Annotated in this window: 31 protein-coding genes; 4 read left to right on the forward strand and 27 right to left on the reverse strand. The window is 69.1% G+C overall.

The annotated features are described in order from the left end of the window. Nucleotides 1–12 precede the first annotated feature (12 nt). The 6 genes from NM203_RS11270 to NM203_RS11295 are packed head-to-tail and all read right to left on the reverse strand — an operon-like array spanning nt 13 to nt 7,319. On the reverse strand, nt 13–1,026 hold the full coding sequence (locus NM203_RS11270) for a gluconeogenesis factor YvcK family protein (protein ID WP_255059979.1): 1,014 nt from the start codon (nt 1,024–1,026) through the stop codon (nt 13–15). After that, the gene (rapZ, locus tag NM203_RS11275) at nt 1,023–1,919 is read right to left on the reverse strand and encodes an RNase adapter RapZ (protein ID WP_255059980.1); all 897 of its coding nucleotides are present in this window, start codon (nt 1,917–1,919) and stop codon (nt 1,023–1,025) included. Before rapZ ends, NM203_RS11270 begins: the two co-directional genes overlap by 4 nt. After that, on the reverse strand, nt 1,916–3,907 hold the full coding sequence (uvrC, locus tag NM203_RS11280) for an excinuclease ABC subunit UvrC (RefSeq protein WP_255059981.1): 1,992 nt from the start codon (nt 3,905–3,907) through the stop codon (nt 1,916–1,918). The genes rapZ and uvrC overlap by 4 nt, the downstream gene beginning before the upstream one ends. Before the next feature lie 10 nt (nt 3,908–3,917). Next, nucleotides 3,918–5,240, reverse strand: a complete 1,323-nt coding sequence (gene murD / locus NM203_RS11285) for a UDP-N-acetylmuramoyl-L-alanine--D-glutamate ligase (RefSeq protein ID WP_255059982.1) — start codon at nt 5,238–5,240, stop codon at nt 3,918–3,920. A 4-nt stretch (nt 5,241–5,244) separates the two neighbouring features. Beyond that, nucleotides 5,245–6,597, reverse strand: coding sequence for a MurL-like N-terminal domain-containing (locus NM203_RS11290; protein ID WP_255059983.1), 1,353 nt, complete (start codon nt 6,595–6,597; stop codon nt 5,245–5,247). After that, on the reverse strand, nt 6,594–7,319 hold the full coding sequence (locus NM203_RS11295; RefSeq protein ID WP_255059984.1) for a hypothetical protein: 726 nt from the start codon (nt 7,317–7,319) through the stop codon (nt 6,594–6,596). The genes NM203_RS11290 and NM203_RS11295 overlap by 4 nt, the downstream gene beginning before the upstream one ends. Here NM203_RS11295 and NM203_RS11300 point away from each other — a divergent pair. After that, nucleotides 7,318–7,833, forward strand: a complete 516-nt coding sequence (locus NM203_RS11300; RefSeq protein ID WP_255059985.1) for a GNAT family N-acetyltransferase — start codon at nt 7,318–7,320, stop codon at nt 7,831–7,833. The two genes, NM203_RS11295 and NM203_RS11300, sit on opposite strands and share 2 nt — an antisense overlap. Here the strand turns inward: NM203_RS11300 and NM203_RS11305 are convergent. From NM203_RS11305 to NM203_RS11320, 4 genes are all read right to left on the reverse strand, one after another. Next, nucleotides 7,811–8,272 (reverse strand): PH domain-containing protein, encoded by a 462-nt coding sequence (locus NM203_RS11305; RefSeq protein ID WP_255059986.1) that lies wholly within the window; start codon nt 8,270–8,272, stop codon nt 7,811–7,813. The two genes, NM203_RS11300 and NM203_RS11305, sit on opposite strands and share 23 nt — an antisense overlap. After that, entirely contained in the window at nt 8,269–8,745 is a 477-nt protein-coding gene (gene ribH, locus NM203_RS11310; RefSeq protein ID WP_255059987.1) for a 6,7-dimethyl-8-ribityllumazine synthase, read from the reverse strand. Before ribH ends, NM203_RS11305 begins: the two co-directional genes overlap by 4 nt. Next, nucleotides 8,742–10,082, reverse strand: a complete 1,341-nt coding sequence (locus tag NM203_RS11315) for a bifunctional 3,4-dihydroxy-2-butanone-4-phosphate synthase/GTP cyclohydrolase II (protein ID WP_255059988.1) — start codon at nt 10,080–10,082, stop codon at nt 8,742–8,744. Before NM203_RS11315 ends, ribH begins: the two co-directional genes overlap by 4 nt. A 344-nt stretch (nt 10,083–10,426) precedes the next feature. Beyond that, nucleotides 10,427–10,804 (reverse strand): DUF732 domain-containing protein, encoded by a 378-nt coding sequence (locus NM203_RS11320; RefSeq protein ID WP_255059989.1) that lies wholly within the window; start codon nt 10,802–10,804, stop codon nt 10,427–10,429. Nucleotides 10,805–10,936: 132 nt separating this feature from the next. On the opposite strand from NM203_RS11320, the gene NM203_RS11325 reads away from it, so the two are divergent. Beyond that, nucleotides 10,937–11,236: a hypothetical protein gene (locus tag NM203_RS11325; protein WP_255059991.1), complete on the forward strand. Its 300-nt coding sequence runs from the start codon at nt 10,937–10,939 to the stop codon at nt 11,234–11,236. 19 nt (nt 11,237–11,255) lie between these two features. On the opposite strand, the gene NM203_RS11330 is transcribed toward NM203_RS11325, so the two are convergent. The 12 genes from NM203_RS11330 to NM203_RS11385 form a co-directional block, all read right to left on the reverse strand. Next, entirely contained in the window at nt 11,256–11,396 is a 141-nt protein-coding gene (locus NM203_RS11330; protein WP_255059992.1) for a hypothetical protein, read from the reverse strand. Next, the gene (locus NM203_RS11335; protein WP_255059994.1) at nt 11,393–11,749 is read right to left on the reverse strand and encodes a hypothetical protein; all 357 of its coding nucleotides are present in this window, start codon (nt 11,747–11,749) and stop codon (nt 11,393–11,395) included. The genes NM203_RS11330 and NM203_RS11335 overlap by 4 nt, the downstream gene beginning before the upstream one ends. Nucleotides 11,750–12,000: 251 nt before the next feature. Beyond that, nucleotides 12,001–12,438: a hypothetical protein gene (locus NM203_RS11340; protein ID WP_255059995.1), complete on the reverse strand. Its 438-nt coding sequence runs from the start codon at nt 12,436–12,438 to the stop codon at nt 12,001–12,003. Nucleotides 12,439–12,449: 11 nt separating this feature from the next. Next, nucleotides 12,450–13,280, reverse strand: coding sequence for a phage major capsid protein (locus NM203_RS11345; protein WP_255059996.1), 831 nt, complete (start codon nt 13,278–13,280; stop codon nt 12,450–12,452). A 139-nt stretch (nt 13,281–13,419) separates the two neighbouring features. After that, nucleotides 13,420–13,911: a hypothetical protein gene (locus tag NM203_RS11350; RefSeq protein WP_255059997.1), complete on the reverse strand. Its 492-nt coding sequence runs from the start codon at nt 13,909–13,911 to the stop codon at nt 13,420–13,422. A 14-nt stretch (nt 13,912–13,925) separates the two neighbouring features. After that, nucleotides 13,926–14,273: a hypothetical protein gene (locus NM203_RS11355; protein ID WP_255059998.1), complete on the reverse strand. Its 348-nt coding sequence runs from the start codon at nt 14,271–14,273 to the stop codon at nt 13,926–13,928. A gap of 70 nt (nt 14,274–14,343) precedes the next feature. Continuing rightward, entirely contained in the window at nt 14,344–14,628 is a 285-nt protein-coding gene (locus NM203_RS11360) for a hypothetical protein (protein ID WP_255060000.1), read from the reverse strand. A gap of 265 nt (nt 14,629–14,893) precedes the next feature. Then, the gene (locus tag NM203_RS11365; RefSeq protein ID WP_255060002.1) at nt 14,894–16,261 is read right to left on the reverse strand and encodes an AAA family ATPase; all 1,368 of its coding nucleotides are present in this window, start codon (nt 16,259–16,261) and stop codon (nt 14,894–14,896) included. Nucleotides 16,262–16,497: 236 nt separating this feature from the next. Further along, nucleotides 16,498–16,764 (reverse strand): hypothetical protein, encoded by a 267-nt coding sequence (locus NM203_RS11370; protein ID WP_255060003.1) that lies wholly within the window; start codon nt 16,762–16,764, stop codon nt 16,498–16,500. After that, nucleotides 16,761–17,027, reverse strand: a complete 267-nt coding sequence (locus NM203_RS11375; protein WP_255060005.1) for a hypothetical protein — start codon at nt 17,025–17,027, stop codon at nt 16,761–16,763. The genes NM203_RS11370 and NM203_RS11375 overlap by 4 nt, the downstream gene beginning before the upstream one ends. 273 nt (nt 17,028–17,300) lie before the next feature. Beyond that, entirely contained in the window at nt 17,301–18,212 is a 912-nt protein-coding gene (locus tag NM203_RS11380) for a tyrosine-type recombinase/integrase (protein ID WP_255060006.1), read from the reverse strand. Nucleotides 18,213–18,271: 59 nt separating this feature from the next. Further along, entirely contained in the window at nt 18,272–18,880 is a 609-nt protein-coding gene (locus tag NM203_RS11385) for a riboflavin synthase (RefSeq protein ID WP_255060008.1), read from the reverse strand. 76 nt (nt 18,881–18,956) lie between these two features. On the opposite strand from NM203_RS11385, the gene NM203_RS11390 reads away from it, so the two are divergent. Next, nucleotides 18,957–19,652: an LppX_LprAFG lipoprotein gene (locus NM203_RS11390; RefSeq protein WP_255060408.1), complete on the forward strand. Its 696-nt coding sequence runs from the start codon at nt 18,957–18,959 to the stop codon at nt 19,650–19,652. Then, nucleotides 19,652–21,235, forward strand: a complete 1,584-nt coding sequence (locus NM203_RS11395) for an MFS transporter (RefSeq protein WP_255060009.1) — start codon at nt 19,652–19,654, stop codon at nt 21,233–21,235. The genes NM203_RS11390 and NM203_RS11395 overlap by 1 nt, the downstream gene beginning before the upstream one ends. A 7-nt stretch (nt 21,236–21,242) precedes the next feature. Here NM203_RS11395 and NM203_RS11400 read toward each other — a convergent pair whose 3' ends face one another. The 5 genes from NM203_RS11400 to fmt form a co-directional block, all read right to left on the reverse strand. Continuing rightward, nucleotides 21,243–21,398 carry a hypothetical protein gene (locus tag NM203_RS11400; protein ID WP_255060011.1) on the reverse strand — a complete coding sequence of 52 codons (156 nt, stop codon included), beginning with the start codon at nt 21,396–21,398 and terminating at the stop codon, nt 21,243–21,245. A gap of 210 nt (nt 21,399–21,608) precedes the next feature. Further along, nucleotides 21,609–22,619: a bifunctional diaminohydroxyphosphoribosylaminopyrimidine deaminase/5-amino-6-(5-phosphoribosylamino)uracil reductase RibD gene (ribD, locus tag NM203_RS11405; RefSeq protein ID WP_255060012.1), complete on the reverse strand. Its 1,011-nt coding sequence runs from the start codon at nt 22,617–22,619 to the stop codon at nt 21,609–21,611. Beyond that, nucleotides 22,616–23,296, reverse strand: coding sequence for a ribulose-phosphate 3-epimerase (gene rpe / locus NM203_RS11410; RefSeq protein ID WP_255060013.1), 681 nt, complete (start codon nt 23,294–23,296; stop codon nt 22,616–22,618). The genes ribD and rpe overlap by 4 nt, the downstream gene beginning before the upstream one ends. A gap of 5 nt (nt 23,297–23,301) precedes the next feature. After that, nucleotides 23,302–24,678, reverse strand: coding sequence for an RsmB/NOP family class I SAM-dependent RNA methyltransferase (locus tag NM203_RS11415; RefSeq protein ID WP_255060014.1), 1,377 nt, complete (start codon nt 24,676–24,678; stop codon nt 23,302–23,304). Next, complete coding sequence (fmt, locus tag NM203_RS11420) at nt 24,675–25,601, reverse strand: methionyl-tRNA formyltransferase (RefSeq protein ID WP_255060015.1); 927 nt, start codon at nt 25,599–25,601, stop codon at nt 24,675–24,677. Before fmt ends, NM203_RS11415 begins: the two co-directional genes overlap by 4 nt. Between the last annotated feature and the right edge of the window lie 21 nt (nt 25,602–25,622).

A 25,622-nucleotide genomic window follows, 5' to 3' on the forward strand; every position in this document is an offset into this window, starting at 1 on the left:
GCCACGAAAACGTCACCTCTCGTCGACCGACCGGGCTGCGGGTGTGGGCACCGTCGGCAGCTGGGGCGCGTCCGGCGTCGCGCCACCGCGCAGCCTCACCCGCTCCAGGGCTGCGGCCAACCTCGCCGGGTCATGTAAAGGTGTACCAGGTCTAGACACGTCAGCAAACTCGACGTGAGCATCCAAGATTGCTGCGGTATGCCGTAGTTGGTCGCGTTCGCGTTCGCCCGGTACCCGGGCCGCGTCGACCACGATGTCGTGCACGGTGAATCCCGGCGCATGCTGCGCCAGAACGTGGATGTGGCGCTCGGCCGAGAACCCGGCGGTCTCCCCCGGCTCGGCGACCAGGTTGAGCACCAGGGCACGGCGGGCCTGCGTCGCCTGCAGGGCGGCCACCATGTCCGGCACCAGCACGTGGGGGATGACGCTGGTGAACCACGAGCCGGGTCCCAGTACCACCAGGTCGGCGGTCATGATCGCGTCGATCGCCTGCCGGGTGGCCGGCGGGTTGCCCGGCAGCAGCCGCACCCGCCGCACCTTGCCCACGGTGGTGGCGACCGCGACCTGTCCCCTGATCACGCGGCTCATGCGCGGATCGGACTCGAGTCCCCCCACGTCGGCCTCGATCTGCAGGGCGATCGGACACATCGGCAGCACCCGGCCCTTGAGACCGAGCATGCGGCCCAGTTCGTCGAGCGCGGCCACCGGATCGGCGAGCACCTCGTTGAGTCCGGCGAGCAGGAGGTTGCCGATCGGGTGCCCCGCCAACGCGCCGCTGCCGCCGAAGCGATGCTGGATGATCGTGGCCCACAGCTGACCGTGCGGGCTGTCGGAGGCCAACGCCGCCAACGCCATTCGAAGGTCGCCGGGCGGCACGACGTCGAGTTCGCTACGCAGCCGACCCGACGAGCCGCCGTCGTCGGCGACGGTGACGACCGCGGTCACGTGCGGGCTGAGCCTGCGGGCGGCCGACAGCGTCGCGTACAGCCCGTGGCCACCTCCGAGGGCGACGATGCGTGCGCTCATTCGCGCCCCAGGTCCCGATGCAGCACCCGCACCGTCAGCTCGCCGCCGCCCTGCAGCCCGGCGGCGAGCGCCTCGGCGATCGCGACGCTGCGGTGCTTGCCGCCCGTGCACCCGATGGCGACGGTCATGTAGCGCTTTCCCTCCCGGCGGTAGCCGTCGATGACGGTCTCCAGCAGCCGATGGTAGGTGTCGATGAAGTCCCGTGCGCCGGGTTGCCCCAACACGTAGTCGCGAACCGCCGGATGCTGGCCGGTGTGCGGCCGCAGTTCATCCACCCAGTGCGGGTTGGGCAGGAAGCGGACGTCCATCACCGTGTCGGCGTCCATCGGCAGCCCGTACTTGAACCCGAACGACTCGACGGTGACGCTCGTCTGCGCCACCGCCTCGCCACCGAACGCCCGCTCGATGCTGGCCCTCAGCTCGTGCACCGAGAGCTTCGACGTGTCGATCACCAGGTCGGCCACCGCCCGCACCGGAGCGAGCATCGCCCGTTCGGCCGTAATGCCCTCGGCCAGAGTCTGATTGCCCTGCAGCGGATGGCTGCGCCGGTTCTGCTCGTACCGGCGCACCAGGATGTCGTCGGACGCCTCGAGAAACAGCACCCGCGGCGTGATCTGCCGGGTGGCGAGCTCCGACCGCACCGAGTCCAGGTCCCCCGTGAACCCCCGCGAGCGGACGTCCATGACGACGGCCAGCTGAGTGATGCGCGAGCCGGCGGCCAGACCCAGTTCCACCATGCGGAAGATCAACTCGGGCGGGAGGTTGTCCGCGACGTACCAGCCGAGATCCTCCAGCACCTTCGCCGCCGTCCCCCGCCCAGCACCCGACAGCCCGGTGACCAGCAGGACCTCGATACCTCCGGTCGCGTGCTCGTCGTGCAGGTGCTCGCTCATTGCCCGCCGTCCGTCATCGGGGAGACCGTCTGCTGATCATCCTCGCCGAGACCGGCCGACGGGACCGATTCGGGGGTGCCGCCGAGCGCCGTCAGCACGGCTCTGGCCGTGGCGACGCCGATCCCCGGCACCGCGGTGATCTCATCGACGCTCGCACTCTTGAGCCGAGCGACCGACCCGAAGTGCGTGACGAGCGCCTTGCGGCGGTGTTCGCCGAGTCCCGGCACCTGATCCAGCGCCGACGCCGTCATCCGCTTGGAGCGCTTGCTGCGGTGATAGCTGATCGCGAACCGGTGCGCCTCGTCGCGGACGCGCTGCAACAGGTACAGGCCCTCACTGTTGCGCGGGAAGATCACCGGATCGGGCTCCGCAGGCACCCAGACCTCCTCGAGGCGCTTGGCCAACCCGATGACCGCGACGTCGGTGACCCCGAGTTCGTCGAGCACCGCGCCCGCGGCGTTCACCTGCGGGGCACCACCGTCGACGACGAAAAGATTTGGCGGATAGGCGAACCGTCTGGCCTTACCGTCCTCGACGACCGGCCGCTCCACGTCGGCGACGTGCCGCTGGAACCGGCGCCGCGTCACCTCGGCGATGGATGCGACGTCGTCGGAGCGACCGTCACCCGCCGCCTCGCGGATCGCGTAGTGCCGGTAGTCGGACTTACGCGGCAGCCCGTCCTCGAACACCACCAGGGACGCGACGACGTCGGTGCCCTGGACGTGGCTGATGTCGATGCACTCGATCCGCAACGGAGCGTCGGCCAATCCCAGCGTCTCCTGGATGCTCTGCAGCGCTTCGGATCTCGCGTTGAAGTCGCCCGCGCGCTTGAGCTTGTGCTGCGCCAGCGCGTCCTGAGCGTTGCGCTGCACCGTCTCGGCAAGTGCCCGTTTGTCACCGCGCGCGGCGACCCGCAGCTGCACCCGCGACCCCCGCAGGCCGCACAGCCATTCCGCCAGTTCCTCGGCGTTGTCGGGCAGCACCGGCACCAGCACCTGTTTGGGCACCGGGTTGGTGGCCTCGTCCGCCGCCCCGCCCAACTCGGCCTGATCCCCGTAGAACTGCGTGAGGAACTGCTCGACCAACTGCTTGCCGGAATCGCCTGACTCCCCGGACTTCTCGACCACCCAGCCGCGCTGGCCGCGCACTCGTCCGCCCCGGACGTGGAACACCTGCACCGCCGCCTCGAGGTCGTCGTCGGCGAACGCCACCACGTCGGCGTCGGTGCCGTCACCGAACACGACCGTCTGCTTCTCCAGCGCTCGCTTCAGCGCGCCGATGTCGTCGCGCAACCGGGCCGCTCGCTCGAAGTTGAGCTCCTCCGCCGCAGCCAGCATCTGCTGTTCCATGTCGCGCGCCAACCGGTCGGTCTTGCCCGCGAGGAAGTCGCAGAAATCGAGCACGATCCTCCTGTGCTCCTCGGCGCTGACCCTGCCGACGCACGGCGCCGAGCACTTGTCGATGTAGCCGAGCAGACAGGGCCTGCCGATCTGGTTGTGCCGCTTGAACACTCCGCCGGAGCAGGTGCGCGCCGGGAACACCCTGGTGAGGAGGTCCAGCGTCTCGCGAATCGCCCACGCGTGCGAGTAGGGCCCGAAGTACCGGACGCCCTTGCGGCGGGGTCCGCGGTAGACGAAGAGCCGCGGGTACTCCTCGTTGAGTGTGACGGCGAGCACCGGGTAGGACTTGTCGTCGCGGTACCGGATGTTGAACCGCGGGTCGAACTCCTTGATCCAGTTGTACTCGAGTTGCAGCGCCTCGACCTCGGTGGTGACGACGGTCCACTCGACGCTGCCCGCCGTCATGACCATGCGCCGCGTGCGGGGCGCGAGGTTGGCCAGATCGGCGAAGTAGGAGTTCAGCCGGCTGCGCAGGCTCTTGGCCTTGCCGACGTAGATCACCCTGCCGTGCGGATCCCGGAACCGGTACACGCCCGGCTCAACGGGGATCGACCCCGGCGCCGGTCGGTAGGTCGCTGGATCGGGCACGCGGTCCAGGTTAGTCAGCGCCGCCGACGGATTCCGCGAGGCCGTCGATCAACGAGCGGAACGCGGCACCCTTGGCCTCGTAGTTGGCGAACAGGTCGTAGCTCGCCGCGCCGGGCGAGAGCAGCACGACATCGACGTCCGGCAGAGCCGCCGCCGTCCGCACCGCGGCCGCCAGACTGTCCACCCGGTGCACGTGCTCGGGGTGCTCGGCGGCGAAGCGCGCGCCGATGGCCGCCCCGTTCGACGGCGACTGGATGAGCGTCACCCGACGCTGCCCGCCGCACAGGTAGTCGTCCACCTGGTCGTAATTCAGCTGACGGTCCATCCCGCCGACGATCACCGCGACGTGCTCGTCGGGCCGCATGGCGGTCAGCGCCGCCACCACGCTCTCCCCCGTGGTCGCCAGCGTGTCGTCGACCCATCGGATCCGGCCCGTCGTCCGCACCGTCTGCAGTCGCGCGGGCAGGCCCTCGAAGGCCTGTCGGGCCGTCTCCGCTTCGGCCGCCGTCACCGGCCTGCCGATCACCAGTTCAGCGGCGGCGATGGCGAGCGCCCCGTTGACCACGTTGTGGGCGTATCCCATCAGCGTGGGAGATTCCGGGTTCTCGACGGTGTCCGGGTCCACCAGCACGACGTCTGGAAAGTCGGTGACGCCGACACGTTCGAACGCGGCGAGTGTCGCCGGCGTGGTGACCAGGGTCCGTGCGCCGTTGCGGAAGACGTTCGCCTTGGCGCGGTAGTACGCCGCGACGTCACCGTGCCAGTCGAGGTGGTCCTCGTAGAGGTTCGTGACCACGGCGATGACGGGGGACGCCGACAGCAGCGCCGCCTGCTGGCTCGACACCTCGGCGACCACCACGACGTCGCGGTCCGGCTTCAGGTCCGACAGCGGCGTGCCGATGTTCCCCGCGACGACGACGTCCACCCCGACGGTCTCGAGCAGCCGACCGAGAAACGACGCCGTCGTGCTCTTACCCTTCGTGCCGGTGACGCCGACGGTGCACTCCGCGTATCGGGCCATGTACCAGTCGGCAGCGCTGGAAACGATTCCCGCCGTGCGCAACTCGACGAACCGCGGATGCGCCCACGGCACCCCGGGGCTGACGAAGACGACGTCGCACCTCCGCAACCGGTCGAGGTGCTCGGCACCGCGGTACACCGTCAGTCGCGGAATGTCATCCGGCACCGCTATGCGACCCTTGCCCGCGTCGTCGACGGCGTCGATGCGCTCGGCCCCCGCCTCGGAGGCGGTCCGCGCCATCGACAAACCCTCCTTGCCGACGCCCCAGACGCCGACGACGAGACCGGCGAGGTCGCGAAGCGGTGCTGCCATCACGTCAGCCGGGCAGTTCGGCGAAGTCGAGGCTCGCCGCGTACTCGGCGGGCACGTAGTCCGCCGGATCCGAGTCGTCGGGTGCCGCCGCCACCGCACCCAATTCGGTTCGGCGCGTGCGAAACTCCTCGACCAGCGGCAGGCCGCGCCACTGCTCGGCCGACTCTCCCTCGAGCACCGACAGCAGCGATTCGGCGGCCTCGTAGTACTCGCCGACGCATTCGAACGGCTTGTGCACCCCGAGTCCGACGATGTCCGCGAAGCCCGCCAGGTTGTCCGCCGCTTCGAACAGGTTGCGTCCGAAGATCGCCTCGACCTCCGGACGGCCCAGGCGCGGCGCCATCAGCAGCCAGACGAACAGGCACTTCGGGCAGTGCCCGCACCACGTGGCACCCCGCCTGCCCTTGTCCAGGGCGAAGGGTCGGTTGCAGCTGATGAACACCCGGAAGTAGTCGGGGCAGGCGCGGAACCGATCGGCGATCTCGGACTCCGACAGGCGGCGCAGCAGCGAGAAGTAGCGGTCCGGGTTGAAGCCCAGCCCGCGCAGCGTCTCCCTGAGCAGGGTCTCGTAGTGAATGCTCTTGGACCACTGGTGATTCACGTCACGACCGAGCCATTCGACGTTTCCGATGTTGGACGACCGCTCGTTCGACAGGACCACGGGCCCTAGGCCGTTGCCATCGGCGACGATCAATCCGATGACGCTGTTGATCGCCGTCACCGGGATGTGGCCGTTGTGCGCGCCCGCCGCGTTCGCCTCGATCAGCCTGCGGTCGATGGTCCGTCGGACCCGCACGCTGTCCAGGCCGCTGACCTCGATGCAGCGGTCGATCGGGTCGAACTCGTTGACGCTGAACAGCATCGGCCGCATGCCGGTGCGCTTGAGCGCTTCGATGCTGACGACGGAGTCCTTACCGCCACCGACGGGCACCAGGGGTTCGCGGCGGGCGTCCCAGTCGTCAACGGCCGGCTGCGGCGCCCGCCGGCCGACGGGTCCGGAGACGTGAGGGGTCAGGGCGTCCGGCAGCGAGTTCCGGTAGGCGAACTCGCCGAGACCTCCGGCGATCAGCTCGCGCAGATACTGCTGCTCGAACTCGGCTGTCGGAAAGGCGATCTCGATGCGCGGGGGCGCCGCCGCCTTGTAGTAGCTGAGCGACGCCGTCAACGCCAGCAGCCCGAGCAACCGGTCATCGGGTCGCCGGTCGCCGAGCGCCGTGGTGAAGTCGACGACCTCGGCGAACGGCGCGTCGCCCGAGCTGCCGCGCAGCGTGTACCGCGCGGTGAACACGCCGTCGGCGAACTCGTAGCCGTCGATCGTCAGCACCGAGAACGACGCCGGGTCGAAGACGTCGGTCATGGCAGCCTCGCGAACGTCGGGGCGTCGCCGGAGATGGGGTGAACGGTGTCCCCGATGGCGCTCACCGGATGCAACTCGTAGTCCGGTGACAGCCACCAGACGGTATCGCCGTCAGCGGGGCCGACGGTGACCCGGCGGACGTCGTCGATGGCGCCGCTGCGCTGCAGTTGAGCCAGCAGCGAGACGGGCTCCGGGTTGTCGACGCCGAGCGTGTCGCCGTCACGGGTGTAGATCAGCGCACCGAGGAACGGCACGAACGGGCCGTGCGCGCAGACCGCGTCGGCGACACCGCGAGCGGCGAGCCACCGGCGCAGTTGGTCGCGGTCGGCGCGGCTGGTGGTGCGTGCGGCCATGCGCTGCCAGTGCGGATCCTCGGGGAGGGTGAGGGGCACGTCGACGTCGCAGCGATCGATGCGGACGGGCTCGGACCGGACCGGCCGCACCGGCGCGGCCGTGACGACGAACCGCGACTCCCCCGCGACCAGCGTCACGGTCACCGCGCTCAGGGTCGGTGCGGGGACCACCGCCCGCAGCGCATCGGCCAGCACCGCGACGGGTGGGATGACCAACCCGAAGAAGTCGGCGGGTTCAGCGAGGTGACCCCACACGTCATCGACGTCGGGCGCGGCGGCGCCGACCATGGGAACGGTGACGGAGGGACTGGTACCGGGATGTGCGACGAGATGTGGCACCGATACAACGTCCAGGGTGGTCGTCGACATGCGAAAATCACTCACTATCAGCGCATTCTATCGCATCGACGCAGAGCGTCCGTTCGCCGTCACGCGCCTCGCCGAGGCGGACTGGCGGGCGTTCGCCGCGCTGCGCCTGCAGGCGCTCGCGGACACCCTCGGCGAGGGCGATCCCCAACATCGCGACGAGTCGACGTTCACCGCCGCGCAGTGGCGCCGCAGACTGCGCGTGCACGCACAGTTCGCGGCGATCGTGAACGACCGCCCCGTGGGATTGATCGGCGCGCAGCGCGAGACCACCGCGTCGGTCTACCTGTACTCGCTGTGGTTGGAACCGGGAGCGCGGCGCAACGGTCTCGGCCGCGCGCTGGTGTCGACGGCGGTCGAGTGGGCGCGCGCGGAGGGGGTCGGCACGGTGACGCTGCGCGTCCACGCGACCAACCACGCGGCGATGGGTGTGTACGAGGGGCTCGGGTTCCGCATCGTGCCGACGAGCGACTCGGCTCAGACGACCGAGGTCGTCATGGCGCTGGCGTTGAGCTGACGTCGGGGCGATAGCGGTGCACCAGGGCGCGCACCCGGTCCATCGCGTCGACGGCACGCCCCTTGTCGATGGCCTGAATCGCCATGACCGGCACGTACTCGTCGTCCGGCAGGTCGAGCCTGGCCCACCGGGCACCGCGGTGAAACGAGATGCCCTCGACCTCCGACCACGGAATCAGCCGGTAGGTCAACAGGTTCCGCACGGCGACTCCGTCGGCGCCGACCCGCAACCGCGGCCGGGCGAACAGCAGCACGATGCAGGCGATGACGACACCCAGCAGGGCGATCGCCACCTGGTCGGCGGTCCGGAAGATGACGCCGCTCGTGCCGACCTTCAAGAGGAAGCCGACGGCGATGTGGGCCGTCGCGATCACAATCGCTGCGGCATAAGCGAAATAGGGCGTGAGATGTGGTTTCACCACCAGGTCCCACTCGCTCACGAGCGCAACCCGCGCAGCAGCAGAGCGGTCGACAGCGCGGCCGCCGCGGCCTGCGCGCCCTTGTCTTCGGCCGACCCGGGCAGACCCGCCCGGTCGAGTGCCTGCTTCTCGTCGTTCGTCGTCAGGACTCCGTTGGCGACCGGGGTGCGCTCGTCGAGAGACACCCTGGTCAACCCCTGGGTGACCGCATCGCACACGTAGTCGAAGTGCGGCGTCTGGCCCCGGATCACCACGCCGAGCGCGACGACGGCGTCGTGCGTTCGCGCGAGTTCCTGTGCCACCACCGGGATCTCGATCGCACCCAGGACCCGCGCGATGGTCGGATCGGTGACCTTGCCGTCGGCGGCCGTCCGCAGCGCTCCCTCGAGCAGCGCGTCGCAGATGGTGGCGTGCCACGTGCTCGCGACGATCGCCAGCTTCACGTCGGCCGCATCGAGTTCGGGCATGTCCGGGATGCCCGCGCCCCCGCTCACTGGTGTTCGCCGGCGTCGTCGGCGGTCGGCGGCAGCCGGTGCCCCAGCAGGTAGACGGCCTCGTCGTACCCGCTCATCCGCACCGACTCGTCGTAGTCGTCGAGACCGCTGAGGTCGTGGCCCATCCGATCGCGTTTGGTCATCAAGTACCGGATGTTGTCGGCGTTGGCGCGCACCGGCAGCGGAACCCGCTCGATGATGTGCAGCCCGTAGCCGTCCAGGCCGACGCGCTTGGCCGGATTGTTGGTGAGCAGCCGCATCGACTTGATGCCCAGGTCGACGAGGATCTGCGCGCCGATTCCGTAGTCGCGGGCGTCGGCGGGAAGGCCCAGCTTCAGGTTGGCGTCGACGGTGTCGTCGCCGGCGTCCTGCAACTGGTAGGCCTGCAGCTTGTGCAGGAGCCCGATGCCGCGGCCCTCGTGGCCGCGCATGTAGAGCACGACGCCGCGGCCCTCGCGCGCGACCATCGCCATGGCCGCGTCGAGCTGCGGGCCGCAGTCGCAGCGGCGTGACCCGAACACATCGCCGGTGAGGCACTCCGAGTGCACGCGCACCAGCACGTCGTGGCCGTCGGCTCCGGGTCCCGCCTCGGGATTCACGATGTCGCCGCGGACCAGCGCGACGTGCTCGACGTCGTCGTAGACGCTGGTGTAGCCCACGGCCAGGAACTCGCCGTAGCGGGTTGGAATGCGTGCCTCGGCGATCTTCTCGATGTGCTTCTCGTGCTTGCGCCGCCATTCGATGAGGTCGGCGATCGAGATCAGCGCGAGATCGTGCTCGTCGGCGAACACCCGCAGCTCGTCGGTCTGCGCCATGGCGCCTTCGTCCTTCTGGCTGACGATCTCGCAGATCGCACCCGCGGGCTGCAGTCCCGCCAGCTTGGCCAGGTCGACGGCCGCCTCGGTGTGGCCCGGCCTGCGCAGCACGCCGCCGTCCTTGGCGCGCAACGGCACCACGTGGCCGGGGCGGGTGAAGTCGTCGGCGACGGCTTCCGGGTCGGCGAGCAGTCGCATGGTGGTTGCCCGGTCCATGGCGGAGATACCGGTTCCCACACCTTTTTTCGCGTCGACGGTGACGGTGTAGGCGGTCTGGTGCTTGTCCTGGTTGACCGCGTACATCGGTAGCAGGCCGAGCCGGTCGCAGACCTCGCCGGACAGCGGCACGCAGAGGTAGCCGGAGGTGTAGCGGACCATGAACGCGACGAGCTCCGGCGTCGCCTTCTCGGCGGCGAAGATCAGGTCGCCCTCGTTCTCGCGGTCCTCGTCGTCGATGACGACAACGGCCTTACCCGCCGCAATGTCGGCTACCGCCCGCTCGACGGAATCCAACCTCGTCATCTATCGCCACCTACTTGCCGACCCCGACCGGGGAGCTCAACCAATCGCCTTCAGTATGAACCACCGACACGCGCGGGTTATTGCCCCCGCCGACCAGGGGGTCGGTCGGGTGACGCCCGTCACGGTGCTCGATCGGCCAGCAACCGCTCGACGTACTTCGCGATTAGAGGCGACCCACCGCTGTGCTGGTCAGGGGCTTGCACTGGTCAGAACAGTCCGAACTCGGTGAGTTATGTTCGACCGGTCACACGTCTGCCGTCGGGCGTGTAACCACCCGTCCCGCACCTCGATCGCCGGGTGGTTAGGGCACCGCTTGCTGTATCTGTTCTGCGGTTCGACGGCGACTACCGCTGCCCCACGGGCAGATAAGTGGCGTCGTCCTCGCCGTTGAGACGGTATTTCTGGTCCCGGCATAGCTGGTTCACTGCGGCACCGTAGAGCGTCCCGACTTGGCCGTACCCCGGTAGGAGACCCTGCTGCAGGTTGTAATCAAGTAGATCCGAGTACGCGGCCTGCGGGCTGCGCCCGTTGCGGAGCTGCTGGCAGTACCAGTTGCCCATGTCGAGGGCCTGTTCGGTGGTGATGTACCTGCCGAGGTTCTCGTCGTTCAGCCGGTCGAAGTAGCTCTGTTCATCTGCGTGCGCGACCGGGACGCCGAGCAAACCGCCCGCGCTGAGCACGACGGCTGAACAGGCTGCGATCTTGAATGTGGTCCACCCCATACAGCTACCTTGCAGGCCTTTTGCAACTTCGTCAACGGTTGTCGCACAGCAACCTGTTGCCCGTGCCACCATGGCCCTGCAGTCGTGGTGCGGGGCCACGGTCGAGGAGGGGACTCAATGAGCAGCTCTTGGATGCCCAGCGACTTCCAGCGGGCCTGGGCTGGACTGCCCGCCTGGGGTCGTGTCGCGGTCGTCTGCGTGCCGATCCTGATTGTCCTGTTCGTCGGTGCCGCGCTGCTCTCCGGCGGTATCGGCCACAGTGAGTCGTGGCAATACGGGTACGACCACGCTGGCAACGCTGCGAGTCTCGTCAACGGTGGAGTCTCGAACAGCTACGCGTGTCGGTCCGTCGCCGGGATGGGTGGCATGTTCGACAGTCAGCTTGACCAGTCAGAGGCCTATGACGGCTGTATGGCGGGCCTCAAGGACTGACCCTCTCCCGTCGCGGTGGTCAGAGGTGCCGGTACTCGCACAGGCACCTCGACACCCACGGATGCGTTGCGCCGCGCACGAACTCAGTGCCGCAGTCCGGGCAGCGGGGCGGTACGTCGGCGGCGTCTGGTTGCCGTTCTACCGGTCTCTCGATGGTCACGCGGTCTCCTTGGACGTGTTGGCGCGCCAGTGGTCCCAGCGGGCCTGTCCTGCCTTGACGTGACGCGCCGACTTCGGCACCTCCGCCCAGATCGAGAGCCGGTCCACATGATCGGCGACGGCCTTGAGTTGCAGCCGACGTTCGGCACCGAGGCGCACGACGAGGGCGGGGTCCAGCTCCGGGTCGTCGAGACGAACGGCGAGCAGTTCGGCGGTGTCGGCAGCCGCTTGCGCGGCGTCGAGGTGGGCCAGCTCGCGTTCGTCCCACTGGAGGCTGACGTTGCGTTCCCGCCCGGTGCGTTCGAGTGCCTCGTCGAGCTGGTCGCGCAGGCGTTGCCCTGCTGTGTCGGTCATGATCGGGTGTCCTCTCGGAATCTGTTGCGCTAGCACGGTGGCTGGTAGGGCCTATGGAGGCCGTGGCTCCGGCGGGCCGGGGTGAGGGGACCCGCCCCAGGGGTCCGAGGTTCGGGTATTGACCCGGTCCGGGCCGGAAGAAGATCCGGACCGGGTCACCCGATGCGCGCGCGTCGAGACCGTCCCACGGGTCTGACGCTGCAGCCGCATCACCCGATGAGGAACGAACCACGAAGCCTCACCGGGCACACTCACACCAGCACCACACCGCAGGAGCAGCGGTCGGCACTGACGTTGAAACTGCACGCCGTGATGTGGTTGCGCACGGGTGCGCCGAGCATGTCGTACGCCCACGCGCTGCGCTCGGAGTCCTCGTTGCACATCTGCTGCAGCTGCTGAATCTCACTCGGCCAGAACAGGACTCGGCGTGTCTGCCGGGTGTCGTAGGTCTGGCTGAACCCGAGTGCGGTCAGCTGTGCCGAGGCACCCGTACCCGAGTCGTGCCAGCGCAGGACCGCGCCACGGATCACGGCCTTGGCTGCGGCGTCGTGCCCGAACTCGGCGGAGTCGATGCACGGGGCCACCAGCCGCGCCATCGCCAGGGCGTCGGCGATCATGGCGTACGCCTTGTCCTCGGGGATGTCGGCGAATGGGGTCAGGTCCTCCGGGGTGATGACGACGGCGGGCACGTCTGCGCGCCTTAGCTTCCGGGTGTCGGTGCGGTCAGCTTGGCCAGGCGACCCGGATGCATGACACCCCAGCCGAGGCGGAACGTGACGCGGATGGCCACGACGTCGTTGACGAAGAACGCCTCCTCGGACCGGGCCACCCGGACGTTGCCGACTGCGGCCACGATGCTGTTGCGGTCGACGACGAGCAGTCCGCCGTCGGGCATGTCGGGGGTGACGGTCACCGGCAGCGACAGCAGCGCACGGGTGCCCGCTGCGGTACCGGCTCCCACGATGGAGACGTTGGAGTCGGTGCCGGTCTTGAGCTTGGACACCTCGGCCCACGCCGAGGGGCTGGCCACGATGTTGGTGGCGGTGCCGCCCGCGTCCTCGATGGCCGCGATGGCGTCCACCATCGGGTCGAGGTCGGCGGTCACGGTGCCCGCGTTGACGACACCCGAGACGTTGAGCAGACCCGTCGGGTTCGAGGCACTGCCGAGGAACAGCGCGTTGGCCTTGCGCACGATGGATCGCTGCAGGCTGTCGGTCACCAGCTTGGCGGCGTTGGGCTGCTGCAGGGTCTCGTACGAGTACTTGCCGAGGGTGGCGACCTTGTCGGTCTGGATGACGACCTCGTCGAAGTCCTGACCGGCGTCGGGGATGGCCGCGCCTTCGGCGACGATTCCCACGGTGCCGTCGTCGGCCACGAACGGCACGCGAACGCTGGGTTCGTCGCCCTCGATGGACCCGGCGACGATCGCGTGGGTCAGGATCAGGGCGTCGGGGATGACGTCACCGGGAACGTATGCGGTGACGTCGGGCCGCCATGCGGCGGGGCTGGTTGGTGTGGTCTGTGTAGCCACGTGAAAACTCCTCCAGGAGAACGTATTTGACTGGAGGTGTGCGCCACTGGCGCGACCTCGGTGCCCTCCTGGGGCGGAACGTGACGGCGGACCGGGTACCCGACCTCGGTTCAGTCGTCTGAACTCAGCATATCACCTGCTACGGGCGGCGTCCCATGACGACGTCGAGCATCCCGCCCGTGTGACGCGGCGACGGGTTCTCCCCCTCACGCGCCACGTACGGGCCTTTGCGGGGCTGCTCGACGCCGTACTCGTCGCGGACGTGCTGTGCGCGTTCGGTGACCTTGGCCGGGTCCACGTCGCCGTTGGCGTCGAGCAGCTCGGCCAGCTCGGTTCCGCCGACCCACAGCGCGGCACCCTTGGCGAGGTGCCGACCGGCCAGACGTTCGGCCTCGGTGCGCTGCAGGGTCTCCAGCCGGGTGCGCAGGGTGTCGCGTTCGGCCTCGGCGTCCCGCAGTCGGCGGCGGTACTTGGCTGCCTCACGGTTGCCGCCGTCCTGCTCCTCGGCACCGTCGAGGCTCTCGTCGGCCTCCGGTGCCTCCACGGGGCCGTCAGGGCCGTCTACGGGTGTGCCGGGTTCGGTTGTCACGTCGGTGGACTCGGCGTCGGGAGTCGTGTTGTCGTCGGTCATCTTGTCGTTCTCCTCTATCGGGGGTCGGGCATCGTGTGGATGCCGGGGAAGTCGCGGGCCAGTTCGTCGGCGGTGATCCCCAGTGCGCGGATCTGGGAATCGAAGTAGACGAACGGACCGATCAGGGTGTCGTGGGACTCGATCGGCGCGGCGTACAGGGGTGCGTCGTCGTCCCACATCTCGACGAGTTCCCCGCCCGTCGTGTAGCGGCCCACGGTGCCGACCAGTGCACTCTCACGCTTGAGCCGTTCACGGGTCAGCGGGATCGGCGTGGACGTCACGTCACGCGGAACCGGTGGCGCATCGGCGTCGTCGCCGAACAGGTGGTGCACGAACTCGCGGGTGTCAGCGTCGTCGATCATCTTTCGGTACTCCTCACGGTCAGCCGCATCGTGGCGGCGGTGGCGAACAGGGTCAGTGCGGCAAGCCAACTCACGACGCGGCCTCCGCAGAATCGGGTGCGACGTCCTCGACGAGCCGCGCCAGCACGTCGGGCAGCGTCTCCCCGTCGAGGCGTGCAGCGGTCGGCAGCACGGTCAGCACGGCGTCGAGGATCTCGTCGTCGGACTCGACGGCCAGCAGTGCCGAGACCGGACCGATCAGCCAGCGGGCGGAGTCGAGCCGCTGGGCGGCGTATCCGGGTGCACCTCGGAACGTGGGCCACGTGAGAGCGGTGACGTCGTGCCACCCGTCGGCGAGCAGGATTCGGGTGTTCATCGGCATCCTTTCGAAGTGGTTGCGAAGGCCTCGTTGCCCTCGTTTCTCGTTCTCATTCCGTTCTCTTTCTCACCGGGTGTCTTCTATAGACACCCCGGTTCGGTGATAATCGTGAGAATCAGGGTGAGAACGGGCTGATAATCGTGAGAATCGGCAGATCAGAGCGTTATCAGGGGTGATCAGGGGTTGAGAATCACGGTGATAATCACGTGATAATCGGCCTCGGATTATCACCCTCGCGACCTGGGGATTCTCACGACCGAGGTCAGCCATGATCAGCCTCCGCCGTCGCCGTGAGAAACAGCCTGTGCGCCCGGTTGGAGATCAGCACACCCGACTCCAGAAGCCTTGCGCGGGAGCGGTAGATCGAGGCCTGTGACAGGCCGGTCATCTCGATGAGATCCTTGACCGTCGCCCCGTCCACGGCGAACACGTCCCGCATCACGGCGACGATGATCTGATCCGTCTCGCGGTCCTTCGACAGCACCCCGGCCACCGCTCCGGCCTCGGACACCACCAGCGAGTCGCCCTCGGCGCGCATGGCCAGATCGAAGTGGTGCCCGTCGGGTCCGTCCTTCATCTTGGAGCACGTCAACACGACCTCGTTGGTGTGTTCCGGTCGCTTGACCGACCACACCACGTCGGCGTCGTCCTCGATGCCGCTGAATCCCCGGGAGTCGTTGTCGCCTTTGTCGGTGTGCGACACCGTCAGGACCGACCCGTCGGCGGTGGCGCGCTTGAGGCGGTCGATGTTGTCGACGACCACACCCATGTCGCTGCTGTTGCCGTTGGCACCGCCCGACATCCGGCGCAGGGTGTCCAGGACCACCAGTCCGAACCCGTACTCCTCGACGTAGGTCAGGAGGTGGTCGAAGTCGGGTCCGCCCCGGAACAGGTTGACGGCGGAACGGCGGACGACGAACCGGTCCGCGTCGGCCTTGACGCCGTGCGCCGACTCCCAGGACCGCTTGCGCTCGGCCAGTCCGTAGGCACCCTCACCGGCCACATACAGCACCTTGACCGGCTCGGCGGGCCTGTCCTGCCACGGTGTGCCGGTGGCCAGGCACAGCGACCAGTCAAGGGCCACAAAGGATTTGAACGAGGCGTCACGCCCGCGCAGGATGCCGTACACGTCTCGCGGCAGCACCCCGGCGATCAGTGACGGCGGCGTGGTGACGTCGTCGAGCTGGTCGGCGTCGAGGAACTCCTCGGCGTAACGGTCGACGACACGGCTGTTCTCCAGCGTGACGGTCAGGTCGTCGCGCATCGCCGTCAGGGCCTTGAACGGGTCACCCCCGACCTTGGACTGCTCCTCGCCGAGGGCCACCGCTGCGCGTCGGATGATGTCCTGACCCCGGTTGACCTGGTACCGGCGGTTGAGGTGCTCGCAGTACCACCCGGCGGTCTCCTCGACCTCGGGAACCGGCGTGATCGGAATCGAGGGGTACTCCCGTTCGATCATGAACAGGGTGGGCACCTTGGTCGAGGTGCGCCAGTAGTTCCGCATGAACTCGAATACGATGCGGTGCCGATCATCCTCGAAGACGTTGGCACTCAACGAGTATTCGTCCACCGTGGCCATGCCCTCGGGCGTCGTCATCAACGCCAGAAGATTCTGTTCGACGTCAGCCACGGGTCACCTCCGCCCTGGTCGGCGCATACCCTGCGGGGGTATCGTGGTCGTCAGTCCTTGAAGCGGGCTTATCAGTCGCCTCGGCGGTGTCCACACTGCCGGGGCGGCTTTCGTTTTCGGTCACGATGGCGTGTTCTCCTCGTCGTGCTGGGCACCGTCGCCGGTCCCGATGTCGGCGTCGAGGACAACCAGTCCGACGTCGTCGAGGCGGTCCCGATCGGTCTGCGTCAGCGGCGTCATGCGACACCTCCGGCACGACGACGGCGGGCCTTCGCTGCAGCCATCGAGAGCTTGAGCATGTGCGCCTTGCGGGCGTGCTCGGCGAGCCTGTGACGCTCCTCGGGGGACAGCAGGCCCTCGGGGTCCACCTGGGTCTCGAAGCGGCGCAGCGCGGCCTCACGGGCTGCTGCGGTACGTGCGCTGCGGTCGGTGGTGTTCGCCCACGACGTGTGTGCTCCGAGGCGTGCACGCATGGTGCGCTCGGCGGGGGTCAGCTGAGTCACCGGGCACCTCCGGCGGTCAGCACGTCGGCGATGCGCTGGCACTGCTCCGGACTCAGCGCAGGCTCACCGGCCAGCACCTTGCGGACGTCGTCCTCCAGCTTGAGTGCGCGCATGTTGCGGCGTGCCTCGACGAGTTCGGGGTCGTCGGGCGGACGGTTGGGGCGGGATGAGAAACCCGCGATCCGGGCGCGCTCCTGCTGCCACGTCGTGGCGGGGTGGTCGGGCATGGTGGTGGCCTCCAGGGACACAGCACCCGGCGTCATGCCGTGTGCGATGCCGTGCGCAGCGCGCTACGCGCTCCACGTTCCTGGTTGGCCTTGACGATCAGCCCCAGCTACCGACCTCTGGGCGTCATCGGCGGTGCCGTCGGGGGTCGCCTGTTACCTGCTCGGGTCGTGCGTCCCCGCTCAACACATCGGGTGTCGAACGGCTATCGCGGTGATGACACTACCGACGCGAGCAAGATCACACCAGTGTGATTCCGCAGGTGGACTCCCGATTCGGCGCGTCGTCCCGTCGGCGTGTCGGGTGTGTGACTACACGCCGAGATCGCCGAGGTTCAGCCCACGGGCCTCGGCGGCAGCGCGATCGGATGCGCTGGCACGGGTGTAACGGTCGAGCATCTCGCGACTCGACCACCCGGCCACGGCCATCAGACCGTTCTCCGACCCGCCAGCGGCCAGCCAGCGGGTGGCGGCGGTGTTGCGCAGCAGGTGCAGGTGAAACCCGTAGATACCGGCGGCGTCGGCGCGGGCCTTCATGGCGCGGTCCAGCCCGTGGTACCGGAACTGCTGACCTCCTCCGCCGAGCCAGAGTGTCTCGGTGTGCGCCAGCCGGTGAGTACGCCGCGTCCGGAGGTAGCGGTCGATGCTGCGGGCCACCTGGGGGCCGAACGGGACCACGCGGCCCTTGCCGCCCTTGCCCCGGCGGACGACGGCGAGTCCGCGTTGCACGTCCACGTCGGCGACGGCCAGACCCAGAACCTCTCCGGCCCGCATCCCGGTCTCGATGAGCAGACGCGCCACTGCCTCGTCGCGGCGGTCGATGAACTCCTTGCCCTGGCACGCCTTCACCAGTGCGGCGCACTGCTCGTCCGTCAGACCCTCGACGACCTTGACGTCGAGCTTGGGGGGACTGACGTCGCGGATGAGATCAGCCTCGATCTCGTCCTCCTCCAGCAGCCACGCTGAATACCTCTTGAGTGCCATCTGCCGGGTCCGGGCGGTGGCCGGGGCCGCTCCCCCGTTCAACAGGTCCGTGATCCACGTGCGCACCGTCGAGCGGTCCAGCACGGGCGCGTGTCCGTGCTCGTCGCACCACTCCAGGAACAGGCGCACACCCGTGGTGTAGGCGTCCACGGTCTGCCGGGACTTGCGGTCGGCTTGAAGTGCCAGCTTCCAGGACGGCAACAGGGCGGCGAGATCCACGACGGGGACGGCGGCGGTCATGCCAATATGTTAGACCTGCACCGCTGTTCTACCGTTCGGGACACGCAATTGAGGTTGTTTTAGCTGCTCAAGCCATCTCTCTGGGACATCAACCGCTCGACGTATTTCGCGATGACGTCGACCTCGAGGTTCACCGGCGTGCCCACCGTCGCCCGGCCGAGCGTCGTCAGCCCCAGCGTGGTGGGGATGAGCGAGACCTCGAACCAGTCGGAGCCCAGGCCCGACACCGTCAGCGAGACGCCGTCGACGGTGATGGAGCCCTTCTCGACCACGTAGCGCGAGAGCTCCGCGGGCAGCGCGATGCGCACCACCTCCCAGTGCTCGGACGGTGAGCGGGAGACGACGTGGCCGGTGCCGTCGACGTGGCCCTGCACGATGTGGCCGCCGAGCCTGCTGTTGACCGCGGCGGCGCGCTCGAGGTTGACGCGACTTCCGACGTCGACCGCGGCGAGGCTCGACCGGTTCAACGTCTCCTGCATGACGTCCGCGGTGAACGACCCCTCCGGAAGCACCTCGACGACGGTCAGACACACGCCGTTGACGGCGATGGAATCGCCGTGTCCCGCATCGGTGGTGACGAGCGGGCCGCGGATGACGAATCGAGCGGCGTCGGTGAGGTCCTCCTTGCCGACGACCTCACCCAACTCCTCGACGATGCCGGTGAACATGACGTCAAGGTTATGGGAGGCGCGCCCCTGGGCAACGGGTGCACTCACCCCCACCCTCTACGATGCAGTCATGCAGATGCGCCCCCGCTTCGCTGTCCTCTTCTCCGCTCTCCTCGCCACCGTGCTCCTGTTCGCAGGATGCTCGTCGTCGAGCACGTCCACGGCAGACCTCCCCGAGCCCGCCACGCTGCTGTCGGATTCCCAGAAGTCGACTGCGGCGCTCAAGAGCGTGCACCTCGAACTCGCCGTCACCGGGACGATCGAGGGACTCCCGATCGAGTCCCTCTCCGGCGATCTGGCCAACGAGCCCGCCGTCGCCGCCCAGGGCAAGGCGACCATCATCTTCCTCGGCCAGAAGGTCGAGGACGTCGAGTTCGTCGTCGCCGACGGCGTCCTCTACGGCGCGTTGACACCCGGCAGCTGGACCGACTTCGGGCCCGCCTCCGACATCTACGACGTGTCGGCGATCCTGAACCCGGAGAAGGGCCTGGCCAACATCCTGGCCAACATGACGGATCCCAAGAACGACAGCGTCGAGGAGATCAACGGCGTCGAAACGGTCAAGGTCACCGGCACGGTGAGCGCCGACGCGGTCAACAAGATCGCTCCCGACATCAAGGCCACGGCCCCGGTGCCCGGCACCGCGTGGGTCAAGACCGACGGCGACCACGCGCTGGTGCAGGCGCAGCTCGACATCAGTGAGGGCAACAGCGTGCAGATGACGCTGTCCAAGTGGGACGAGCCCGTCACCGTCACCAAGCCCGCGGTGTGATGGCGGGGGCCCACACCGCCGGCAAGCCGGCGGCCACCAACCGGGTCATCGCCATCAGCGCCGGCAGCCTCGCGGTCATGCTCGGCGCTCTCGACACCTACGTCGTGGTGACGATCATCCGCGACATCATGACCGATGTCGGCATCGCCATCAACAAGATCCAGCAGGTCACGCCCATCATCACGGGCTACCTGCTCGGCTACATCGCCGCGATGCCACTGCTCGGCCGGGCCTCGGATCGGTTCGGCCGCAAGCTGCTGCTGCAGGTGAGCCTGGCCGGCTTCGCCGTCGGCTCGGTGATCACGGCGTTGTCGGCCGAGGTCTCCGACGTCCTCGGTCTCGATCCCCTCACGGTGCTGGTCATCGGCCGGGTCGTCCAGGGCACCGCCAGCGGTGCGCTGCTGCCGGTGACGCTCGCGCTCGCCGCCGACCTCTGGGCGGCCCAGCGCCGCGCCGCGGTGCTCGGCGGTGTCGGCGCCGCACAGGAGCTCGGCAGCGTGCTCGGCCCGCTGTACGGCATCGCGATGGTGGTGCTCTTCGGCCACTGGGAGGCGGTGTTCTGGGTCAACGTGCCGCTCGCGGTCATCGCGATGGTGATGGTGCACTTCAGCCTGCCGGCGCGACAGCACAGCGACGACCCCGAGAAGGTCGACGTCGTCGGCGGACTCCTGCTCGCCGTCGCGCTCGGCCTGGCCGTCGTCGGCCTCTACAACAACAATCCGGACGGTAAGCAGATCCTGCCCCCGTGGGGGGCGCCGCTGTTGATCGGCGCCGCGGTGGTCATCGTCGCGTTCTTCGTGTGGGAGAAGTTCGCGAAGACGCGGCTCATCGAACCGGCGGGGGTCAGATTCCGCCCGTTCCTCGCCGCGTTGGGCGCATCGCTGTGCGCGGGTGCCGCCCTGATGGTCACGCTCGTGAACGTCGAACTGTTCGGCCAGGGCGTTCTCGGCTTGGACCAGATCCCCACCGCGATCAAGCTGGTGTGGTTCCTGGGCGCACTGCCCATCGGCGCGGTGCTCGGCGGCTGGATCGCCAGCCGCATCGGCGACCGTACCGTCGCGTTCGTCGGCTTGCTCATCGCGGCGGTCGGCTTCTGGCTGATCTCGCACTGGCAGATCACGCTGCTGTCGGATTCGCACGACCTGGGTGTCGTTGCGCTGCCCACCTTGCCGACCGATCTCTCGATCACCGGTATCGGGCTGGGTCTGGTGATCGGCCCGCTGACGTCGGCGACGTTGCGGGTCGTGCCCGCCGCTCAGCACGGCATCGCGTCCGCCGCGGTCGTCGTCGCGCGCATGATCGGCATGCTGATCGGTATCGCGGCACTGAGCGCGTGGGGTCTCTACCGGCTGAACCAGTACCTGCAGACGATGGGCACCCCGCCGGAATGCGAAGGGATGAACCCGCTTTCCGCGGTGGCCTGCCGCTATAAGGCCGCCTACGTCATGCAGTTCGGCGACATCCTGATGGCCACTGCGCTGGTGTGTGTGGTCGGCGCCGTACTCGGATTGCTGATCGCCGGCCGCAACGAACACGCCGACGACCCCGACGTCGATGTCGAAGCGGTCGGCGCGTTGCGCTAGTTGGAGCTCAGCAGCGTTCGATTCCAGGGCCCATGACCCTGAACTCCGTGCTCACCGTGGAATCCGGGGTGCTCAGCACCGCGCGGAGCGGACGGCACACCATCTCCAGAATGGCGTTCTGATCGACGGGGCGAAAGCTGAGCCAGTCCTGCAGTGCAGTCACGCTCTTCGTCCTTCTCGATTGGCAGCGAACCGGGTCGGCCCGCTGTCTGCCTCGATTTTACCGGGACCGCCGGTCCGCCCCCGGTCCGAATAGCCCGTCGCCGGTCTCGAACGGGTAACGAGTCGTTGAACAGCGGGCCTTGGAGCCCATGTGGCGGTGATGCCAGTCACATTGGCGGCCAAGGGTATTCCACGTCTCACCGGAGACGGCTCACCGGTTGTCGTTCGGCACCAGACTCAGTCGAACGTCCGGTCCGATGCGGTCCATTCCGTCGAAGCGCCAGCGCTGCGCGTGCGCGATGCTCAGCACGCCGACGTCGTCGACAGCCGTGATGGGCCCGCCCAGCAGAATCGGCGCGACGTAGGCGACGATCCTGTCGACGACGCCGGCCCGCAGGAACGCACCCGCCAGCGTGGGCCCTCCTTCGACGAGCACGTCCACCCGGTCGGACATCGCCGCGATCACCTCGAGCGGATCGCGCGTGCGGATCACCATCGTGCGCGAATCGTCGTTGAGAACCCTTGCATCCGAGGATATTTCGCGCATTCCGACGACCACTCTCAGCGGTTGCCGGTCGGCGAGGCTGCCGTCGGGCAGCCGGGCGGTGAGGGCGGGATCGTCCATGAAGACCGTGCCCGTGCCGACCACGATGGCGTCGACGACGGCCCGCTTGCGATGCACGTCGGCACGGGCGGCCTCACTGGTGATCCACTGGCTGCTGCCGTCGGCGGCGGCGCTGCGACCGTCGACACTGGTGGCGAACTTCCAGGTGACGTGCGGCTTGCCGGTGCGCTGCTTGTGCAGCCACTCGCGTAGCGCACCGCCTGCGACCTCGTCGGCCAGGATTCCGGACCGCACCTCGACACCGGCCGCTGCGAGGCGCGCCGCACCCTGTGCCGCAACAGGATTCGGGTCCTTGACCGCGTAGACGACGGAAGCCAGACCGGCGGCGACGAGCGCGTCCACGCACGGCGGGGTCCGGCCGTGGTGATTGCACGGCTCCAGCGTCACGACGGCGGTGCCGCCCCTGGCGCGCTCCCCCGCGCGGCGCAGCGCGATGACCTCGGCGTGCGGGCCGCCGACGGGTTGTGTACCGCCCACCCCCGCGATATCACCGTCGCGGTCGAGGATCACCGCACCGACCGGTGGATTCGGGTACGTGCCGCCCTTGACCTGGTCGCCCTGGCCGATGGCCAGTCGCATGGCCTCTTCGGCGTTCATCCCGCCGTGAGATGGGGTGAGGCCGCAGCGGCCTTGCGGCGCAACGCCTCCACCGCCGCGGCGGGGTCGGCGGCGCTGTAGACCGCCGAGCCCGCGACGAAGCAGTCCACACCGGCCTCCGCGGCGGCCTCGATGGTGTCGTCGTTGATGCCTCCGTCGATCTCGACGAGGATCGTCAGCTCACCGGCGTCGACCAGGCGACGCACGATGCCGACCTTGGCCAGCACCTCCGGGATGAACTTCTGGCCGCCGAAGCCGGGCTCCACCGACATCACCAGCAGGGTGTCGAACTCGCGCAGGATCTCCAGGTACGGGTCGATCGGAGTGCCCGGCTTCACGCTCAGCCCGGCTTTGGCGCCCGCGGCGCGGATGTCGCGGGCGACGGCGACGGGATCGTCGGCGGCCTCGGCGTGGAACGTCACGTTGTAGGCCCCCGCCTCGGCGTACGGCGGCGCCCAGCGCGCCGGATCGTCGATCATCAGATGGCAGTCCATCGGGATGTCGGTGACCTTCAGCAGGCTTTCGACCACGGGCAGCCCGAGCGTGAGGTTCGGCACGAAGTGGTTGTCCATCACGTCGACGTGCAACCAGTCCGCGCCGGCCACGGCTGCGGTCTCGTCGGCCAGCCGAGCGAAGTCGGCGGCCAGGATGGACGGGGCGATGAGCGGTCCTGCCATGGCGGTCAGCGTACTTGCAGGGCCGCCGCGAACATCGCGTCGGTGCCGTGCCGGTGCGGCCAGAGTTGAACGTACGGCCCGTCGCCGAGATCTGGCACCGGGGCGAACAGCGGGCGGGCGTCGATCGCGTCCACGGGATGCCTGCGCAGCGCGTCGGCGACCACGCCGACGGTCTCGGCGATGTGCGGCGAGCAGGTCGAGTACAGCACCACACCGCCGGGGCGGGTCAACGCGATCGCCGACGCGAGCAGTTCACGCTGCAGCTTTGCGAGCGTCGGCACGTCGCCGGGCTGACGGCGCCACCGGGCCTCCGGTCGACGGCGCAGCGCGCCGAGTCCGGTGCAGGGTGCGTCGACCAGCACCCGGTCGAACGACGCGGGCGCCAGGCCGGTGTCGCGACCGTCGACGCGCAGGATCTCGACGTCGAGCCCCCGGGTGTTCCGCTCCACGAAATCGGCCCGGTGTGCGGCCGGTTCCACCGCGGTGACGCGAGCGCCGGACTGCGCCGCCAGCGCGGCCAGCAGCGCCGTCTTGCCGCCGGGGCCTGCGCACAGGTCGAGCCACGCGCCGTCGGGTCCGTCGATCGGCGCCACGGTGAGCGCGTGCGCGACCAGCTGGCTGCCCTCGTCCTGCACCTGGGCCAGGCCGTCGCGAACGGGTGCGAGCGCGCCGGGATCGCCACCGCGCAGGTAGACGGCATAGGGCGAGAAGCGGCCAACGGTGCCGTCCACCGCCGCGGCCAGATCGGCGGCCGTCAGCGCACCGGGCCGCGCGGCGAGGTGGACGAGCGGCCGCTCGTCGTCACTGGCCAGCAGTGCACTCAGCTCACCGGCGGCGGCACCCAGCGCGTCGGCGAACGCCTGGCCGATCCACCTCGGGTGTGCGTGCGTGAACGCGATGTGGCCGATGGGATCGGTGGCGGCGGGCGGTGCCAGCTCGGCCACCCAGGACGCCTCATCGCGCCGCGATACGGTGCGCAGCACCCCGTTGACGAAACCCGCACGCGCCGTGTCGAATTCGATGGCGGCCTGCTCGACGGTGGTGTCCACCGCGGCGTGTGCGTCCACCCTGGTGCGCAGCAGCTGGTACGCGCCGAGCCGCAGCAGGTCCAGCAGGACGTCGTCGATGTTCTCCACGGGTCGGCCAGCCGCGGCGGCGATCACCGCGTCGAGTAACCCCAGGCAGCGGCACGTGCCGTAGGTCAGTTCGGTCGCGAACGCCGCGTCGCGACCGGACATCTCGCGCTCGCGGAGCAGCGCGGGTAGCGCCAGGTTGGCGTACGCGTCGCGCTCGGTGACGGCGCGGAGAACGTCGAACGCGACCTGGCGGGCCGGATCGAGGGGCTTGCGGCGCTGCGGCTTTCGCGGCGGTGGACGGTTCACTGCGCGACCGTGCTCTCATCGAGGCGGGCGCCGCGGGCCCAATCGCTCGCGGCCATGAGCTTCTTGCCGGGTGGTTGCACCTGCCCGAGACGTACCGGCGTCGTGGCGGTCCCGACGAGCACGTCACGGCGCTCCACCCTGATGCGGCCGGGGGGCAGGTCCCCCCCGTCGCCGACCGTGACCGGTCCGAGCTTGACGCGGAGGTCCCCGATCATCGTCCAGGCGCCGGGATTCGGTGTGACGGCGCGGATGCGGCGGTCGACGACGTGGGCGGGAAGGTCCCAGCGCACCCTGGCCTCCTCGACGGTGACCTTCGGCGCGACGGTGATCCCCTCGGTCGGCTGCGGCACGGCGGACAGGCTGCCGTCGGCGATCCCGTCGAGCGTCGCCTCCAGCAATCCGGAGCCGGAGACCGAAAGACGGTGCAGGAGTTCGCCCGCCGTGTCGTCTGCCCGGATGGTCTCGGTGACCACGCCGAACACCGGTCCCGAGTCGAGGCTGGGCTCGATCTGGAAGGTCGTCGCGCCGGTGACCTCATCACCGGCGGCGATGGCCGCCTGGACCGGGGCCGCGCCGCGCCACGCGGGCAGCAGCGAGAAGTGCAGGTTGATCCAGCCCCGCGGCGGCACCGCGAGCAGGCCCTCGCGCAGCAGGGCGCCGTAGGCCACGACGGCGCAGCACTCGGGGGCGAGTTCGGCCAACTCGGCGACGAAGTCGGGTCCGTTGGGCTTCTCCGGGCGCAGCACCGGGATCCCGCGGTCGAGCGCCAGCGCGGCGACGGGCGACGGCGCGGGCTTGCCGCGTCGCCCCGCCGCGGCGTCCGGGCGGGTGAGAACCGCCACCACGTCGTGACGTGGCGATTCGATGAGTCGCTGGAGGGCGGGCAGCGCCGGTTCGGGCGTGCCTGCGAAGACGATCCGCACGGGTGGAAGACCTTACCCGTT

Source organism: Mycolicibacterium arenosum, assembly GCF_024320865.1.
In the GTDB taxonomy this organism is placed as follows: Bacteria; Actinomycetota; Actinomycetes; order Mycobacteriales; family Mycobacteriaceae; genus Mycobacterium; species Mycobacterium arenosum.

Bases quoted from the DNA above. Each gene is read 5' to 3' on its own strand.
- NM203_RS11270 (WP_255059979.1), bottom strand. From the start codon at position 1,026: ATGAGCGCACGCATCGTCGCCCTCGGAGGTGGCCACGGGCTGTACGCG.
- rapZ (WP_255059980.1), bottom strand. From the start codon at position 1,919: ATGAGCGAGCACCTGCACGACGAGCACGCGACCGGAGGTATCGAGGTC.
- murD (WP_255059982.1), bottom strand. From the start codon at position 5,240: ATGGCAGCACCGCTTCGCGACCTCGCCGGTCTCGTCGTCGGCGTCTGG.
- NM203_RS11290 (WP_255059983.1), bottom strand. From the start codon at position 6,597: ATGACCGACGTCTTCGACCCGGCGTCGTTCTCGGTGCTGACGATCGAC.
- NM203_RS11300 (WP_255059985.1), top strand. From the start codon at position 7,318: ATGCGAAAATCACTCACTATCAGCGCATTCTATCGCATCGACGCAGAG.
- NM203_RS11295 (WP_255059984.1), bottom strand. From the start codon at position 7,319: ATGTCGACGACCACCCTGGACGTTGTATCGGTGCCACATCTCGTCGCA.
- NM203_RS11315 (WP_255059988.1), bottom strand. From the start codon at position 10,082: ATGACGAGGTTGGATTCCGTCGAGCGGGCGGTAGCCGACATTGCGGCG.
- NM203_RS11320 (WP_255059989.1), bottom strand. From the start codon at position 10,804: ATGGGGTGGACCACATTCAAGATCGCAGCCTGTTCAGCCGTCGTGCTC.
- NM203_RS11325 (WP_255059991.1), top strand. From the start codon at position 10,937: ATGCCCAGCGACTTCCAGCGGGCCTGGGCTGGACTGCCCGCCTGGGGT.
- NM203_RS11335 (WP_255059994.1), bottom strand. From the start codon at position 11,749: ATGACCGACACAGCAGGGCAACGCCTGCGCGACCAGCTCGACGAGGCA.
- NM203_RS11350 (WP_255059997.1), bottom strand. From the start codon at position 13,911: ATGACCGACGACAACACGACTCCCGACGCCGAGTCCACCGACGTGACA.
- NM203_RS11355 (WP_255059998.1), bottom strand. From the start codon at position 14,273: ATGATCGACGACGCTGACACCCGCGAGTTCGTGCACCACCTGTTCGGC.
- NM203_RS11360 (WP_255060000.1), bottom strand. From the start codon at position 14,628: ATGAACACCCGAATCCTGCTCGCCGACGGGTGGCACGACGTCACCGCT.
- NM203_RS11375 (WP_255060005.1), bottom strand. From the start codon at position 17,027: ATGACGCCGGGTGCTGTGTCCCTGGAGGCCACCACCATGCCCGACCAC.
- NM203_RS11380 (WP_255060006.1), bottom strand. From the start codon at position 18,212: ATGACCGCCGCCGTCCCCGTCGTGGATCTCGCCGCCCTGTTGCCGTCC.
- NM203_RS11385 (WP_255060008.1), bottom strand. From the start codon at position 18,880: ATGTTCACCGGCATCGTCGAGGAGTTGGGTGAGGTCGTCGGCAAGGAG.
- NM203_RS11390 (WP_255060408.1), top strand. From the start codon at position 18,957: ATGCGCCCCCGCTTCGCTGTCCTCTTCTCCGCTCTCCTCGCCACCGTG.
- NM203_RS11395 (WP_255060009.1), top strand. From the start codon at position 19,652: ATGGCGGGGGCCCACACCGCCGGCAAGCCGGCGGCCACCAACCGGGTC.
- ribD (WP_255060012.1), bottom strand. From the start codon at position 22,619: ATGAACGCCGAAGAGGCCATGCGACTGGCCATCGGCCAGGGCGACCAG.
- rpe (WP_255060013.1), bottom strand. From the start codon at position 23,296: ATGGCAGGACCGCTCATCGCCCCGTCCATCCTGGCCGCCGACTTCGCT.